Origin of the sequence: Enterobacter cloacae complex sp. P15RS, from assembly GCF_014895905.1 — a bacterium.
GTDB classification, from domain to species: Bacteria; Pseudomonadota; Gammaproteobacteria; order Enterobacterales; family Enterobacteriaceae; genus Enterobacter; species Enterobacter quasihormaechei.
The window spans coordinates 52810-68103 of the sequence record NZ_JADBQL010000004.1 but is presented as its reverse complement, the minus strand read 5'-3'; the positions used below and the strand labels follow the sequence as shown (position 1 = coordinate 68103).

At 56.4% G+C, this 15294-nt stretch carries 12 protein-coding genes; 4 read left to right on the top strand and 8 right to left on the bottom strand.

Going from position 1 to position 15294, the window contains the following annotated elements:
• The first annotated feature begins 79 nt into the window (after positions 1–79).
• A complete protein-coding gene (gene ampH, locus IM267_RS02405; protein ID WP_063451732.1) occupies positions 80–1240 on the top strand; it encodes a D-alanyl-D-alanine-carboxypeptidase/endopeptidase AmpH in 1161 nt (386 codons plus the stop codon).
• Between the two features lie 2 nt (positions 1241–1242).
• On the opposite strand, the gene IM267_RS02400 is transcribed toward ampH, so the two are convergent.
• Positions 1243–1869: a helix-turn-helix domain-containing protein gene (locus IM267_RS02400; RefSeq protein ID WP_193032629.1), complete on the bottom strand. Its 627-nt coding sequence runs from the start codon at positions 1867–1869 to the stop codon at positions 1243–1245.
• 89 nt (positions 1870–1958) lie between these two features.
• Positions 1959–4733 (bottom strand): autotransporter outer membrane beta-barrel domain-containing protein, encoded by a 2775-nt coding sequence (locus tag IM267_RS02395; protein WP_193032628.1) that lies wholly within the window; start codon positions 4731–4733, stop codon positions 1959–1961.
• 452 nt (positions 4734–5185) lie between these two features.
• Between IM267_RS02395 and hemB the strand changes: the two genes are divergently transcribed.
• On the top strand, positions 5186–6160 hold the full coding sequence (gene hemB / locus IM267_RS02390; RefSeq protein WP_063869123.1) for a porphobilinogen synthase: 975 nt from the start codon (positions 5186–5188) through the stop codon (positions 6158–6160).
• A gap of 73 nt (positions 6161–6233) precedes the next feature.
• Entirely contained in the window at positions 6234–7934 is a 1701-nt protein-coding gene (locus IM267_RS02385; RefSeq protein ID WP_193032627.1) for a lysophospholipid acyltransferase family protein, read from the top strand.
• Between the two features lie 59 nt (positions 7935–7993).
• Here IM267_RS02385 and tauD read toward each other — a convergent pair whose 3' ends face one another.
• From tauD to mmuP, 6 genes are all read right to left on the bottom strand, one after another.
• On the bottom strand, positions 7994–8842 hold the full coding sequence (gene tauD / locus IM267_RS02380) for a taurine dioxygenase (RefSeq protein ID WP_193032626.1): 849 nt from the start codon (positions 8840–8842) through the stop codon (positions 7994–7996).
• Positions 8839–9666: a taurine ABC transporter permease TauC gene (gene tauC / locus IM267_RS02375; protein ID WP_107534776.1), complete on the bottom strand. Its 828-nt coding sequence runs from the start codon at positions 9664–9666 to the stop codon at positions 8839–8841. The genes tauD and tauC overlap by 4 nt, the downstream gene beginning before the upstream one ends.
• On the bottom strand, positions 9663–10430 hold the full coding sequence (gene tauB / locus IM267_RS02370; protein WP_063451739.1) for a taurine ABC transporter ATP-binding subunit: 768 nt from the start codon (positions 10428–10430) through the stop codon (positions 9663–9665). The genes tauC and tauB overlap by 4 nt, the downstream gene beginning before the upstream one ends.
• Before the next feature lie 10 nt (positions 10431–10440).
• Entirely contained in the window at positions 10441–11403 is a 963-nt protein-coding gene (gene tauA, locus IM267_RS02365) for a taurine ABC transporter substrate-binding protein (protein ID WP_193032625.1), read from the bottom strand.
• A 224-nt stretch (positions 11404–11627) separates the two neighbouring features.
• The gene (gene mmuM, locus IM267_RS02360) at positions 11628–12560 is read right to left on the bottom strand and encodes a homocysteine S-methyltransferase (RefSeq protein ID WP_193032624.1); all 933 of its coding nucleotides are present in this window, start codon (positions 12558–12560) and stop codon (positions 11628–11630) included.
• The gene (mmuP, locus tag IM267_RS02355; protein ID WP_193032623.1) at positions 12547–13947 is read right to left on the bottom strand and encodes an S-methylmethionine permease; all 1401 of its coding nucleotides are present in this window, start codon (positions 13945–13947) and stop codon (positions 12547–12549) included. Before mmuP ends, mmuM begins: the two co-directional genes overlap by 14 nt.
• A 158-nt stretch (positions 13948–14105) precedes the next feature.
• Between mmuP and IM267_RS02350 the strand changes: the two genes are divergently transcribed.
• A complete protein-coding gene (locus tag IM267_RS02350) occupies positions 14106–15215 on the top strand; it encodes an AI-2E family transporter (protein ID WP_063451743.1) in 1110 nt (369 codons plus the stop codon).
• Positions 15216–15294: the final 79 nt, after the last annotated feature.

The following is a 15294-nucleotide window of genomic DNA, read 5'->3' as shown; positions in this document are numbered from 1 at the left end:
CAAATCGGGCCATTGCCCGACGCCGATTAGTAGTATAAATACCCGTAACTCTCCTTATTCACTTGATGGATGCTTTTCGTTGAAACGTTGTCTGCTCTCTTTCGCCGCGCTGTGTGCGGTGACCCTGTCCACCGCCCAGGCAGCCCAGCCTCTGACCGCCCCGGTTCTGGCCTCTGACATTGCCGATCGCTACGCGAACCTGATTTATTACGGCAGTGGTGCGACGGGAATGGCGCTGGTCGTGATCGACGGTAACCAGCGGGTGTTTCGCAGCTTCGGTGAAACACGACCGGGAAATAACGTTCGCCCGCAGCTGGATTCCGTCATCCGCGTCGCGTCGATAACCAAGCTGATGACCAGTGAAATGCTGGTGAAATTACTCGATCAGGGCGTGGTGAAACTCGACGATCCGCTCAGCAAATATGCCCCACCCGGCGCGCGCGTGCCGACATATCAGGGCACGCCGATCAGACTGGTGAACCTGGCGACCCATACCAGCGCCCTGCCGCGAGAACAGCCTGGTGGTGCCGCGCATCGCCCTGTTTTTGTCTGGCCAACCCGCGAACAGCGCTGGAATTACCTGAGCACCGCTACCCTGAAATCGGCTCCGGGCTCGCAGGCCGGCTATTCTAACCTCGCGTTTGATCTGCTGGCTGATGCCTTAGCGTCGGCATCAGGCAAGCCTTATCCTCAACTGTTTGAAGAGCAGATCACGCGTCCGCTGGGGATGAAAGATACCACTTACACTCCATCTCCGGACCAGTGCAAGCGACTGATGGTGGCAGAAAAAGGGGCCAGCCCGTGTAATAACACACTTGCCGCCATCGGCAGCGGTGGGGTTTATTCAACCCCCGGCGACATGATGCGCTGGATGCAGCAGTTCCTCTCCTCGGATTTTTACGCGCGCAGCAATCAGGCTGACCGGATGCAGACGCTCATCTACCAGCGAGCCCAGTTACGTCGCGTCATCGGTATGGACGTTCCCGGTAAAGCCGATGCTCTCGGCATGGGTTGGGTGTACATGGCACCAAAAGAGGGCCGCCCGGGTATTATTCAAAAAACCGGTGGGGGTGGCGGATTCATCACCTACATGGCGATGATTCCGCAATCGAACGTAGGCGCTTTTGTGGTGGTCACCCGGTCGCCGAACACCCGCTTCGTGAATATGAGTGATGGCGTAAATAACCTGGTCGCCGAGCTCAGCGCCAATAAAGCGCAGGTTCTTACGGCCTCTAATTGATCTCAATAGTCCGTGGGCAAACGGTTGATGCTGATCAGTTTGCCCCGGCTCATATTGATGTAGTTGCCCTGTCGCAGCGCCGCCAGCACTTCCGCAACGACCGAGCGAGAAATCCGTGTGCTACGCTGAATATGATTCATAACACCAATTTTTGAACGTAGCGCGTCATCCCACTCAGCCATATTGATCAGCATCGCCCGAATTTGGCTATAGGAATTATTTCCAACCAGCTGTATATCACGTTTTCCCAGTATATGGTTTAACCAGGACAGCCAGCAGAAAGCTTCTTGCCAAAGCTGTGCTTGCTGAATAAGTTGGCACGCAGTAGAGGCTGGTAAATAAAATCCGGCACAAGGTGTTTGTGCTATCAGAGAATATTCAAGATAGCTGTCATTTATCCATGCACTTAAACCATGAATATACGGTGCTCGCGCAATACCCACCAGTAATTCGTCTGATTTACGGTGGACGGCTGTCATGCCGGACTGTATTACAAAGGTCAATGGTTCATCATCATTATTGCCGGGAGTTATTAATTGCTGTGGTTCGTTCTTAAATGGGGTACCGGCGACTTCCAGACACTTTATGAGCCGGCTTAATTCAGAAAGTGGTTTCGCATTAACGTTCATGCATACCTCAAGTCATCTGTATATGTCGGTTCTTTATTATTTTTAAAGCACATAAAAAAGCGGGGGCAAAATCCCCCGCGCTTTCTGTATTACCAGGTATATTTCACACCCAGGTTTGCTCCCCAGTTCTGGTCAACGTCGCCGCCGCCCAGATAAGTCGCATCAGTGTAAGCACTGAAGTTTTTCGTGAAGCTGAACTGCGTGCCCAGACCTACGCGAACCGCAGAGCCTTCCACGCCATTATCAATACTGTCGTCGTTGATATCCGCCTCGTTGTCAGCATCGTCATACACGTACGCCAGTTTGAAATATGGCGTTAACGCCTGCTCGCCACCGTAGTTGAAGGTATAACCCGCATCCAGGCCAAGTTCATAACGCATGCTGTCGTAAGACTGACCATCGATACGCATGTCGTTGCTCAGCTGGTAGTCGTCGCCTGACTGGAACAGACCAGATACCGCCGCGTAAGGGGTGATGTAGCCTGACAGGTTTGGTTTCCAGTCATAGCCCAGCTTCATCCCGAAGCCAACAGCGTCAGAGGTGGTGTCACCGTCAACATACTGACCGTTGCTCATGGTAGCAGAGAGGTCGTTGTTAAAGCGGGTGTAGTTCAGTGAGCTGTCGAGGAAGACGTTGTTCGCAAACGTCGCAGACGCGTAGATCATCGCAGTCTGGCTGTCCTGATCGACCTGACCAGTACGATCGCTGATATCGCCCTTCGCGAAACCAGCCGCACCACCGACGATCCACTTCGCGTTATTACCGTCAATCTGAGTATCCAGACCGACCATAATGCCGCTTACGTCCTGATCGTAGCTAACGGTGCCATTATCCGCGTCAAAGTTGCCGCCAAAATAGCTTACCCACGCTCCGCCGTTATCTGCCAGGCCGTGACGGCTGTTGGTCAGACGCGTACCCACAGTATCCTGTTGCAGATTCCAGATGTTGGTATTAGCGGAAGGAATGCTCAGCGCCATGTTGGCGTAGTCAGTCAGCTCTTTCTGCTGGAGAACAACGGTGTCACCCTTCTGCTGCGCCTGATAGGTGTAAGCACCTAAATCGGCTTTGTTTGCGGCAGTAAAGCTGGCTGCGGTATCCGCGTTATTGTCATAGACGCGAATGATCTCTTTGTTTTCGTAGTCAGCAACGGAGCCTGCACCGGTGGCATCGTCGATGCGCACTTTATAGTTACCGGCAACGTCACCGTTCACCGCCAGATGACCGTCAGAGTTCAGCGCGACAACACCATAGTCGTATTCCGCTTTGTAACGATCGTTGGTGATGTAGCGTGCGTTGTTCAGGTCGCTGTTCAGCACATAATCGCGGCTGGCAACATTGAGCACACCACCATCGGTGAGCACCATGTTGTGCGTATCAACCTGACCCAGACCCAGCGCCAGCTCTGCACCGTTGTCCACGGTAATGGTATTGGCATACAGTTCAGCGGTTTCTTCGGTCAGTGCCGCACGGCTATAGCTGTCCAGATACAGGCTGTCGGTGGCAACCCCACCCGTGTCTCCGATATTCAGCGAAGAGCCGTTGGTCAGAGTGATTGAGTCAGCCAACAGGCCTGAGTTCTCAACGTTGACCTGAGACTGATTATTCACCGCCAGGGTGTCGATGTTAGAGATCTTGCGGGTATCCCACTCGGAACCGTTCTCCAGCGTCACGTTAAACAGGCCGCTCTGATACACCTCATTACCGACTACATGACCGTTGGTATCAACGGTCGAGCCAGGCCAGATGCTGTTAGGGGAGAGCGTGTGCCAGTCAACTTCGCTGTAGCCCTCACCGTACATCTGCGCAGTGCCGATGGCTTCAACGCTGGACTGCGCTGCACCGACCCACTTGCTGCCGTTGGTCAGAGTGACGTCCAGTGTATCCGTGTCATCCCAGCCGTTGGTGGTTGGGTTGTATACGCCGTCATCGGTGGTATCGGTTGCCGGGTCGCCATTCTCGTAGAAGTTATTATCGAAGGTGCTGGTGAAGAGGATATCGCCGGTAATGGTGGAGTGATCGAACGTAGCAGTGGTCTGCATGGCGTTATCAGAGGCACCAGCAGACACGATCAGCGCAGCGTCGTCCGCCGCTGTAGCATTGACTTCACCGTAATCGCTCGGCTTCGCCGTTTGACCGTAGAACCCGTCAGTGCCCAGATCGCTGTACGCACCAGAGGTCAGCACAGAGTCTTTCACCACCAGCGTATCGGTAAAGACATTGCTGCTGTTAGCAACGCCTTCAACGCCGTCGTACGGGGTGTTATCCAGTTCCTGATAACCCTGCGTCAGCGTGATACCCGCGACGTGGGAGTTGTTCTGAATAACGATATCAGATTCAACGTCCAGAGTGATTGCATTACCCAGACCATAGGTGTCCACATAATGCGTTTCAGTGTTCTCGCCATTAACGACATCATACGCGTAATGCTCGTAGGCATCGTTGATGGTGGAGTTATCAACGGTCAGGCTAAAACGATCGTACTGGGAATGCGTGGTACCGTCGGTATCCACGCCATCTGCACACGTCGTGGTCATACACTCTGACGTGATCATGCCGTTAATGGTGCTGTTAGAAATACTCAGCGCGTTCGCACGGCCATTGACACCATCATCCAGATAGTAAGTCGAAATAACACCGTTTACGGTTGATTTATTGATGACCGGATAAATGTCACCATCATGTGTGGCATCTGAATAATCCCAGTCAGCATAACCATAATACCAGGGAGTTGACGCAGTATTGTCATATCCAAAAGTATTATAGGTCGTGCCGGATATATCTTTCGCATTGGCCTGAGAAGCGATAGCCAGTGTGCAGGCTAATGCAAGTTGTGATACAACCAGTTTCTTTTTCCATGTTTGCATTGGGTCATCCCTCCTCAGGGACGTAAGCAAGTTTGTCCATCAAATCATTTGGCAATGTTTAATTGCGGAAAGAATTATGCAGTTTCACTTCGAAAAGGTTCAATGAATGATTCAATTAAGTCCGTATCCAGACAACTAAGCTTAAAAACCCAGCACAATATCAATCATTATGAATAAATATTATAAATTCAACTGATTGCAAACCACTTCGGTCGGTTCGATACCTATCATAAAATACAATAAATCATTAATAGTTATAACCTCCATCTAATATAGAAGCTTCGCCAATATTTCACACCACGTTAAACCCCATAATAAGACGTATAATATAGACAAAATACATGTGAAGAATATTAGTCGATTTCGAAAATCTAAAAGACAACTTTAGTAAAACACCGCTTCCCGCTTTCAGGTACACTATACCTCTTTGTTCCACAAACATCAGGCATACCATGACCGATTTAATTGCACGTCCCCGTCGCCTGCGCAAGTCACCCGCACTGCGCGCCATGTTTGAAGAGACAACACTGAGCTTAAACGATCTGGTGTTGCCGATTTTTGTTGAAGAAGAGATCGATGACTACAAAGCCATCGACGCGATGCCGGGCGTGATGCGCATTCCTGAGAAGCATCTGGCCCGCGAGATTGAACGCATTGCCAACGCGGGGATCCGCTCGGTGATGACCTTCGGTATCTCCCACCACACCGACGCCACCGGCAGCGATGCCTGGAAGGAAGATGGCCTCGTGGCCCGCATGTCGCGTATCTGCAAAGAGAGCGTGCCGGAGATGATCGTCATGTCCGATACCTGCTTCTGCGAATACACCTCTCATGGCCACTGCGGTGTGCTGTGCGATCACGGCGTGGACAACGATGCGACCCTGCTGAACCTCGGCAAGCAGGCGGTGGTTGCCGCCGCTGCGGGTGCGGATTTCATTGCGCCGTCGGCGGCAATGGACGGACAGGTTCAGGCTATTCGTCAGGCGCTGGATGCGGCAGGCTTTACCGACACCGCCATCATGTCCTACTCCACCAAATTCGCTTCTTCGTTCTACGGCCCGTTCCGTGAAGCGGCGGGCACGGCGCTGAAGGGCGATCGTAAAACCTATCAGATGAACCCGCTGAACCGCCGCGAAGCGATTCGTGAGTCTCTGCTGGATGAGGCTCAGGGCGCAGACTGTCTGATGGTGAAACCGGCCGGCGCGTATCTGGATATCCTGCGCGACATTCGCGAACGCACTGAACTGCCGCTGGGCGCTTACCAGGTGAGCGGCGAGTACGCGATGATCAAATTCGCCGCGCAGGCGGGTGCCATCGACGAAGAGAAAGTGATCCTCGAAAGCCTGGGGGCGATCAAGCGCGCAGGTGCGGATCTGATCTTCAGCTACTTCGCGCTGGATCTGGCCGAGAAAAAAATCCTCCGCTAATCTTCACCAAACTGCAATACAACCGACATCTCCTCCTTCTACTGTCTGGGCAAGACGGCAGGAGGAGTGATCAATGTTTAGTCTCGACAGCGTTCTTGATGACCTTTGGCCTCAGGCGAGGCCCGCACCCTGGCAAAAAAGTCTGTTAAAAAGACTGCTCCACGAAGACGAATTTCAGCAGTTTGCCGCCCGCCACCGTCACCTGAAAGGGCTGGATATGGTGGAGCAGGTTCTGGAACACCTTGATATTCTCTGCACCGTTTCCGCCCGCGATCTCGAACAAATCCCCGAACACGGCCCACTCATTGTGATAGCTAACCACCCGACCGGTACCCTGGATGGTCTGGCGCTGCTGTACGCCGTTTCGCGCGTGCGCCGCGACGTCAAGGTTGTCACCAACCGGATGCTGTCCCACCTTGAGCCCCTCAGTTCGTTGTTTATCCCCGTGGATAATATGGGCGGAAAAACCGCAAAAGCCTCGCTGATACAGATGGAGCAGCACCTGCAAAACGCCGGCGTGCTGATCTTCTTCCCGGCGGGCGAAGTCTCCCGCCCAACGCGCAAAGGCATCCGCGATAAAAAATGGCATCCGGGCTTTATCAAGCTGGCCAGCAAACTGCGGGTGCCGTTACTCCCGGTACATATTCAGGCGCACAACAGCCTGCTGTTTTATGTCAGCACGCTGGTATCGCCCACGGTATCCATGCTGCTGCTGATGCAACAGATGTTTCGCCGTCGTCACAGCCAGCTGCCGATCAAAATCGGCCAGCAGATTGCCTGGAATGACAGGTTTAGCGCTACCCTTTCATCGCGTGAAATGGCCGAGCAGTGCCGTCAGCACGTGATACGACTTGGCAAGGGATTGCCTGGCGTCTTTAAAACCCAGTGCGCCATTGCCCGCCCGGAAGATCGGGCCACGCTGAAGCGCGAACTGGCGCAGGCCGAGTGTCTGGGCAAAACCAGCGATGGTAAAACCATCTACCTGTGGCAGCGCAACGGGCAGGAGGAGGCACCTCTTCTGCGCGAGCTGGGACGGCTGCGCGAGATTGCCTTTCGTGCCGTGGAAGAAGGCAGCGGCAAGCGCCGGGATATGGACAGCTACGATGATGACTATCTGCACCTGATCCTCTGGGATGATGACGATCTGGAAATTGTCGGCGCGTATCGCTTTATGCCGACGGCGATGCAGGTAGAAAAGCGCGGCGTTGACGGGTTGTACAGCTACAGCCTGTTCCACTACGACGAAAAAATGCAGGACATACTGGAGCACGGCATTGAGCTGGGGCGCAGCTTTATACAGCCGCGCTACTGGGGACGTCGCGGTCTGGACTATCTGTGGTCAGGCATTGGCGCCTATCTGGCGCGCTATCCGCACTATCGCTACCTGTTTGGCCCGGTGTCTATCTCCGGCGGCTTACCGCCTGCCGCACGGGATCTGCTGGTGGCGTTTTATCGCCTCTGGTTTCCGGCCAGCCATCCCTTAGCCGCCTCGCGTCAACCCTATCCGGCCTCGCTTCCGGACGTGCTGGCACAGTTTGGCGGAGTGGATTACGTGGACGACCTGACAAAGCTGAAATCCCTGCTGGGCAATCTGGGATGCGGCATTCCGCCGCTCTATAAACAGTATTCCGAGCTATGCGAGCCAGGTGGCGTGCAGTTTATCGATTTCGGCAGCGATCCGGCGTTCAATAACTGCGTGGACGGGCTGGTGCTGGTGGATTTGTGCTATCTGAAGGCGAACCGCTATCAGCGGTACATTGAGGCCCATTTGTAGCCCATTGCCGGGTGGCGGCTACGCCTTACCCGGCCTGCATGAACTGCGGAAACGACGGGTTATGGACGGTAAAACGGCTTATCCCCCAGGATCGTCGCCCGCTGCATAATCCTTCGCTGCGGCAGGTAATCCGCATTGGCGTAATGCTGCGTGACGCGGTTATCCCAGATCGCCAGATCGTTCTCCTGCCAGCGCCAGCGCACCTGAAACTCCGGTTTGGTGATATGCGCAAACAGGAAGCTGAGCAGCGCCTCGCTCTCTTTTTCCGTTACGTCCACAATGCGCGTGGTGAACCCTTCGTTCACAAACAGCGCCTGCTTACCCGTCACCGGATGGGTACGCACCACCGGGTGCAGCAGCGGCGGATGTTTTGCGACCGCATCCAGCCAGCGCTGATGCTCCTCTTCCGTTTTACGGTACTTATATTCCTGGAACGATTTTTTAAAATCATGCTCTGCCCGCAGGCCACTTAGCAGGGTCTTGAACGGCGCGGAGAGCGCCTCAAACGCCGCAATGCCGCTCGCCCATAGCGTATCGCCGCCGGTCTCTGGCAGTAATTTTGCTGCCAGAATGGCCCCGGCTGGTGGTGTGTCGATAAAGGTGACGTCCGTGTGCCAGTTGTCATTATCGGGCGGATTATCGTTATGGGTGTCGAGCACGATAATTTCCTCCACCCCTTCCGCATGCGGGTAGACCGGGTGAATATGCAGGTCGCCAAAACGCAGGGCCAGCGCGCGCTGCTGCTGCGGGGTAATGACCTGATCGCGCAGGAACACCACCTGATGGCGCAGCACTGCGTGGTATAGCTGCTCAAACTGGTTATCGCTCAGCGGACGGGTTACGTCCAGGCCCGACACCTGCGCGCCAATGTACGGCCCCAGCGGGGTAATCGTCAGACGTTCACTCATTGTATTTCTCCATGCCAGGGCGTCAGGCGACGCTGTAGCGCGCGCAGTCCCAGTTCTAATCCAAAGGCGATCGCGGCGATCACCGCAATCCCTGCCAATACCACGTCAGTCGCCAGGAACTCTCCCGCCGACTGCACCATAAATCCAAGCCCGCGCGTAGCGGCAATCAGCTCTGCCGCCACCAGCGTAGACCAGCCCACCCCAAGGCCAATGCGCAGCCCGGTCAATATCTCCGGCAGCGCGCCCGGTAAAATGACGAACAGCAGCACCTGCGCGCGGCTGGCACCGAGCGACTGCGCCGCGCGTATGCGTACCTGCTGCGCACTTTTTACGCCAGCCAGTGCCGACATCGCGACCGGCGCAAAAATCGCCAGGTAGATCAGTAAGATCTTTGACGTCTCGCCGATGCCAAACCAGATCACCATCAGGGGCAGGTAAGCCAGCGGCGGAACGGGCCGGTAAAGCTCTATCAGCGGATCGAGAATGCCGCGCACCGTCGGGCTCAGCCCCATCGCGATCCCCACCGGAACGCCAATCATCACCGCCGCCAGCAGCGCCACCAGAATACGCGCCAGGCTGGCGCCCAAATGCTGCCAGAGGGTGGCATCCATAAAGCCCTGCGGCCCGGCGATGGTCATCAGTTTTTCCAGAACCTGGCCTGGCGGGGGCAGAAACAGCGGACTGATCCACTGCTGAGCGGCAACCGCCCACCATACCGCCAGCAACACCGCCAGCGTGCCGACGCTTAAGGCGATGCGGCGAGAGAACGGCCAGCGTAAGGCGAGGCGCGCCCGCCGCGGTTTTTCACTGAAGACAATGCTCATGAGAAGGCCTCCCGCTGCTCAAACACGCGGCTCAGGATGTATTCCCGTTTTTCGATGAACAGCGGGTCGGATTTAATGCTGCGCACCGGTTCTCCCGCAACATAGCGTCGGGCAAATTCAAGCGGCAGGCGCTCCAGCACGCGCCCCGGCCCCGGAGAGAGCAGCACCAGCTCCGTCGCCATAAACACGGCCTCTTCGATATCGTGGGTGATTAACAGCACCTGCTTGCCTGTTTCATGCCACAGGCGCAGCAGCAGGGTTTGCATCTGCTCGCGGGTGAAGGCGTCAAGCGCCCCGAAAGGTTCGTCCAGCAGCAGCAGCTGTGGATTGGCCGCCAGCGCACGGGCGATCCCGACGCGCTGGCGCTGCCCGCCCGAAAGCTGCCAGATAAAACGTTTTTCAGCTCCTTCCAGCCCGACTTTTTTTAGCATGTCGCGCGCCGTACTCAGGCGCTGTTCACGCGCCACGCCAGCCAGTTGCAGACCGAACGCAACGTTTTCCTGCACGTTTCGCCACGGCAGTAGCCCTTCGTTCTGAAAGACCACGCCGCGCTCTGCGCCCGGCCCCGTGACCCGTTTCCCTTCCAGGTGGATCGTGCCGTGCTGATACGGTACAAACCCGGCGATCAGGTTCAGCAGCGTGGTTTTCCCGCAACCGGACGGCCCCAGCACGACCAGCAGTTCACCGCTGTCCAGCGTCAGGTTGATCTCTTCCAGGGCGGGTTTGCCGCCGTAATCGGCAGACAGGTTTGTAATGTTCAGCATCGCAGCCTCCTTACTTCACAAAGCGATCGGTCACGAACTGGCTGTAATCCGCCGCCACCGCAGGCACTTTGCCCTGCTCTTTCAGGAACGTTGCGGTGTCGACAATCGCTTTGCTCACCGGCCCGTTCAGCTGCTGGGCCTGCTGAGCCGGCGTCAGATAGGTGTTGCCTTTCACCAGCCCCGGCACGTCTGCTTCCGGCACGCCGCTCAGTCGTGAGAGTTTCTCCAGGTTGGCGGGCTGTTTAAGCCATTCATCGGGGTTATTGATATACGGCTGCTGGGCGTCAATGGCGCTTCTGGCGAAGGCTTTCACCACTTCAGGGTGTTTTTCGGCAAAGTCCTTACGCACTACCCAGACATCAAGGGTTGGCGCACCCCATTGCCCCACTTTTTCGGAGTCGGTCAGCACGGTGCCGTCTTTTTCCAGCTCGTTGACGGCGGGCGCCCAGACGTATGCTCCGTCAATGTCGCCACGCTGCCAGGCAGCGATAATCGCCGGTGGTTGCAGGTTAATGATCTGCACCTGCCCCGGCTTGATGCCCCAGTGTTTCAGCGCGGCAAGCAGGCTGTAATGCGTGGTGGAGATAAACGGCACCGCAATGCGTTTGCCAATCAACTCTTCGGGTTTCGTGATGGTTTTCTTCACCACCAGCGCCTCGGAGTTTCCGAGCTGCGACGCCAGCAGGAAGACTTCAATCGGTACCTGCTGGCTGGCGGCAACGGCCAGCGGGCTGGAGCCCAGGTTGCCAATCTGCACGTCGCCCGAAGCTAACGCCCGCACAATCGCCGCGCCGCTGTCGAACTTGCGCCAGTCGACTTTTGCCCCGCTCTCTTTGGCGAAGGTGTTATCCGCCTGCGCGACTTTCGCCGGTTCCGCGGAAGTCTGATACGCCACGGTGACGTCCACCGCCTGCGCCTGAAATGCCCATAGCGCCAGCGCGCCGAGTAATGTGATCCGCGATGAAATAGCCATACTCTCTGCTCCCCTTGTTGTTATAAGGGCAGTATTTCCGGCGCGAGAATTTTGATAAAGGAATAAAAAAGCATCGCTAATGACGATTCGTTTTTAGAAAAAAAGCGGGAAAGGATAGTGAATTTTGTGCGGTTGGTTTGTGCCGGGTGGCGCTGCGCTTACCCGGCCTACGGTTCGTGCAATTTGTAGGCCGGGTAAGGCGCAGCCGCCACCCGGCAAAGACCTCAGCGCTGAACCGTCAGCGCAGCAATATCTTTCGGCGTGGTCCGGCAGCATCCGCCGATTAATTTCGCGCCCGCCGCCAGCCACTGCGGTAAATACCCCGCCAGCGTTTCGCAGGCTTCACCATGGTGATGCCACGTTTTGCTCACCGCATCGTAATGCTCCCCGGAGTTCGGATAGACGACCAGCGGCAGCGACGTCAGGCTGTGCAGATGCGTCAGCGCCGCCGTGGTGTTTTCCAGCGCGATACAGTTAATCCCCAGCGCGACAACCTGCGGGTAGCTTTCCAGCGCAGAAACGACATCCCGCAGCGGCGTTCCGTCGCTCAGGTGCTCGCTGTCACGCAGGGTAAATGAGAACAATGCCCGGGCGCGCGGATACGCCGTCAGCAACGCGGCCAGCGCCCTGATTTCCGGGAACGAAGGCAGCGTTTCACAGGCCAGGAGATCCGCGCCCGCATCCAGCAGCGCCTCCACGCGGGGGCGGTGGAAGGCGGTAAATGCTTCAGCGCTACGCACGTAGTCGCCGCGATACTCGGAACCATCGGCCAGATACGCGCCGTACGGCCCAACGGAACCCGCCACCAGCAGCGTGCCCGCCTGTGGGTTCTCCGCCAGATACACCTCGCGCGCCTTACGCGCCAGCTCTACGCTTTTGCCGATCAGCGCCCGGGATTGCGCCTCGTCCAGCCCGCGAGCGGCAAAGCCTGCGGGTGTCGCCTGATAGCTGGCGGTGATCGCCACCTGTGCACCCGCGCGGTAGTAGTCGAGGTGCACGTCGCGGATCAGTTCAGGGTTTTCCATCAGCACTTTGGCCGACCAGAGGCTGTCGGCAAGGTTACAACCGCGCGCTTCCAGCTCCGTTGCCATCGCCCCATCCAGCACCACAAACGGCTGTTTTTCAAGGAGGGCGGTAAGCGGATTATTCTGCGACATGTTCAGGCTCCTGCGTAGTCAGAGTTCGGGTCAGGTAGTACGCACCATAACACAGGGCGACAAACGGAAGCCCGCAATAAAGGGCAATACGCTGGCTGGGGTCAAACCACAGACCAACGCAGGCGACCAGGCAAAGAATAAAACCGAGCACGGGCACCAGCGGATACCATGGCGCGCGATACTGCAACGCGGATAGCGGCTGGCCGGACTGCACGTGACGGCGACGAAACACGAAGTGCGACGCACAGATGCTGATCCACACCGCCACCACCGCAAAACCGGAAATGGCTGACAGGGCCACAAACACCGTATCCGGCGCGACCACGCTGGAGAACAGCGCCAGCACGCCGCCCAGCATGGACACGGAGAGCGCCGTCAGCGGCACGCCGTTTTTGTTGACGCGGGCAAAGCAGCGCGGCAGCGTTTTCTCGTTAGACAGAGACCACAGCATACGGCCAGAGGCGTACAGGCCCGAGTTCGCCGCCGAGAGGATCGCCGTCAGGATCACGAAGTTAAAGATATCGGCCGCATAGGGAATGCCGACCTTTTCAAACACCAGCACGAACGGGCTTTTCTCCACGCCAGCCTGCTGCATGGGGATCAGCGCCGCCAGCACAAACACGGTGCCGATAAAGAAGATGATGAGCCGCGCGATGGTAGTGCGAATAGCAACCGGAATGACCTTGTGCGGATTTTCCGTCTCCCCTGCCGCGATGCCGATAAGTTCCGTCCCGGAGAAGGCAAAGTTGACCGCCACCATGGTCATCAGGATCGGCAGACCGCCGTGCGGGAACCAGCCTTCGGCGGTAATGTTGCTCAGCCCCGGCGCGGCAGAGCCGTCCGCCATCGGGATAAAGCCAAAGATGGCCGCGCCACCGAGAATAATAAAGGCGACGATAGTGATGACTTTCACCAGCGAGAACCAGAATTCCCCTTCGGCAAAAAAGCGTGTGGAAATCACGTTAAGGCCAAAAATCACCGCGCAAAAGATCACGCACCACGTCCAGACGGGAACCTGCGGGAACCAGTACTGCATGCAGAAACCGGCTGCGGTAAAGCTCGATCCCAGCGCCACCGTCCAGGTGAGCCAGTAGAGCCACGCCACGGTATACCCCGTCGCCGGGCCGAGATAGCGGGCGGCATAGACGTGAAACGCGCCGGTTTCCGGCATCGCCACGGAAAGTTCGCCCAGACACTGCATCACCAGCCAGACCACCAGCGCACCGATCAGGTACGCCAGCAGCGTGCCTGCCGCACCGGTTGTCGAAATGATGTATCCGGTATTGAAGAATAACCCTGTGCCGATAACGCCACCCAGCGAGAGCATAATCAGGTGGCGGGTTTTCATGGTGCGCTTAAGCTGCCCGTTTTCTTGTTGTGTTTGCATGTTACCTTCTAAACGTATGGACATCTAAACATCCAAAGAAGAGGTGTTATACCGCGATTGTTAACAAAAAGCCACCCGCCGCGACTTCAGCGCAATTATTGGTAAATCCCTAAATCAGTTCTATAGTCGACACAGTTTCTTCTTCACCAGGACTTACTATGCGCTTTAACGGACTGACCAAAGGTTTCTTTATTCTTATCCTGGCCCTTGTTACCTGGGCCTTCTTTGACGTGCTGTCTCCCTATTTCTCGGCGATTCTGTGGGCCGCGATCCTGACCATCATTTTCAACCCGGTGAAAAACAAACTGCGTACCGCGCTGGGCGATCGCAACGGGCTGGCTTCACTCCTCACTCTCGGCATTATCTGCCTGATTGTGTTTATTCCGTTGATGGTGATCCTTTCATCGCTCGCGGTGGAACTGAACATGGTTTACACCAAGCTGCAACAGAACAATACGCAGTTCCCGGAAGTGATCGCCGGTATCTTCAACCGCCTGCCGGACTGGGCCAGCGGCTTCCTGGCGGATCACAACCTCACCAACGCCGCGCAGATCCAGAAAAAACTTTCTGATGTCGCGTTACAGGGCGGGCAGTATCTGGCGGGCAGCGCGTTCCTGATTGGTAAAGGGACATTCGGCTTTGCTATTAGCTTCGGCATTATGCTCTATCTGCTTTTTTTCCTGCTGAAGGACGGGCCGTATCTGGTGCGCCAGATCCTCGACTCGCTGCCGCTGTCTGACTTCGCCAAACAGCACCTGTTCGCTAAGTTTGTCGGCGTGTCGCGCGCCACGGTAAAAGGCACGGCGGTCGTGGCAGTGGTTCAGGGTACGCTCGGCGGTATCGCCTTTGCCATCGTGGGTATTGACGGCAGCGTACTGTGGGGCGCGCTGATGGCATTCCTCTCTCTGGTGCCTGCCGTCGGGTCGGCCATCGTCTGGGTTCCTGCCGCCATCTTCCTGTTTGCCACCCACCAGCTGTGGCAGGGCCTGTTCATTGTGGGCTTCTTCGTCATTATCGTCGGGCTGGTGGACAACCTGTTGCGTCCGCTGCTGGTGGGCAAAGACACCAAAATGCCGGACTACCTGATTTTGATCACCACGCTGGGCGGTATGGAGCTGTACGGGATTAACGGCTTTGTGATTGGGCCGCTGATTGCCGCCCTGTTTATCGCCTGCTGGAACCTTTTCTCCGGGCGCGATCACGAAGGCAATGCCGAGGAGCTTGACGCAGACTTTATCGAAGAGGGAAGAAACCCTCCGGATCTCTAAAGCAGGCGTTCTGAAAGGCGGCCCCAGGTCGCCTTTTTTTTCGCCATAAATCAGCGGTTTTCTATAATCTGAATGAACG

Coding starts and splice junctions, on each gene's coding strand:
- tauA (WP_193032625.1), bottom strand. CDS start 11,403: ATGGCTATTTCATCGCGGATCACATTACTCGGCGCGCTGGCGCTATGG.
- IM267_RS02400 (WP_193032629.1), bottom strand. CDS start 1,869: ATGAACGTTAATGCGAAACCACTTTCTGAATTAAGCCGGCTCATAAAG.
- IM267_RS02385 (WP_193032627.1), top strand. CDS start 6,234: ATGTTTAGTCTCGACAGCGTTCTTGATGACCTTTGGCCTCAGGCGAGG.
- tauB (WP_063451739.1), bottom strand. CDS start 10,430: ATGCTGAACATTACAAACCTGTCTGCCGATTACGGCGGCAAACCCGCC.
- mmuM (WP_193032624.1), bottom strand. CDS start 12,560: ATGTCGCAGAATAATCCGCTTACCGCCCTCCTTGAAAAACAGCCGTTT.
- tauD (WP_193032626.1), bottom strand. CDS start 8,842: ATGAGTGAACGTCTGACGATTACCCCGCTGGGGCCGTACATTGGCGCG.
- hemB (WP_063869123.1), top strand. CDS start 5,186: ATGACCGATTTAATTGCACGTCCCCGTCGCCTGCGCAAGTCACCCGCA.
- IM267_RS02350 (WP_063451743.1), top strand. CDS start 14,106: ATGCGCTTTAACGGACTGACCAAAGGTTTCTTTATTCTTATCCTGGCC.
- IM267_RS02395 (WP_193032628.1), bottom strand. CDS start 4,733: ATGCAAACATGGAAAAAGAAACTGGTTGTATCACAACTTGCATTAGCC.
- mmuP (WP_193032623.1), bottom strand. CDS start 13,947: ATGCAAACACAACAAGAAAACGGGCAGCTTAAGCGCACCATGAAAACC.
- tauC (WP_107534776.1), bottom strand. CDS start 9,666: ATGAGCATTGTCTTCAGTGAAAAACCGCGGCGGGCGCGCCTCGCCTTA.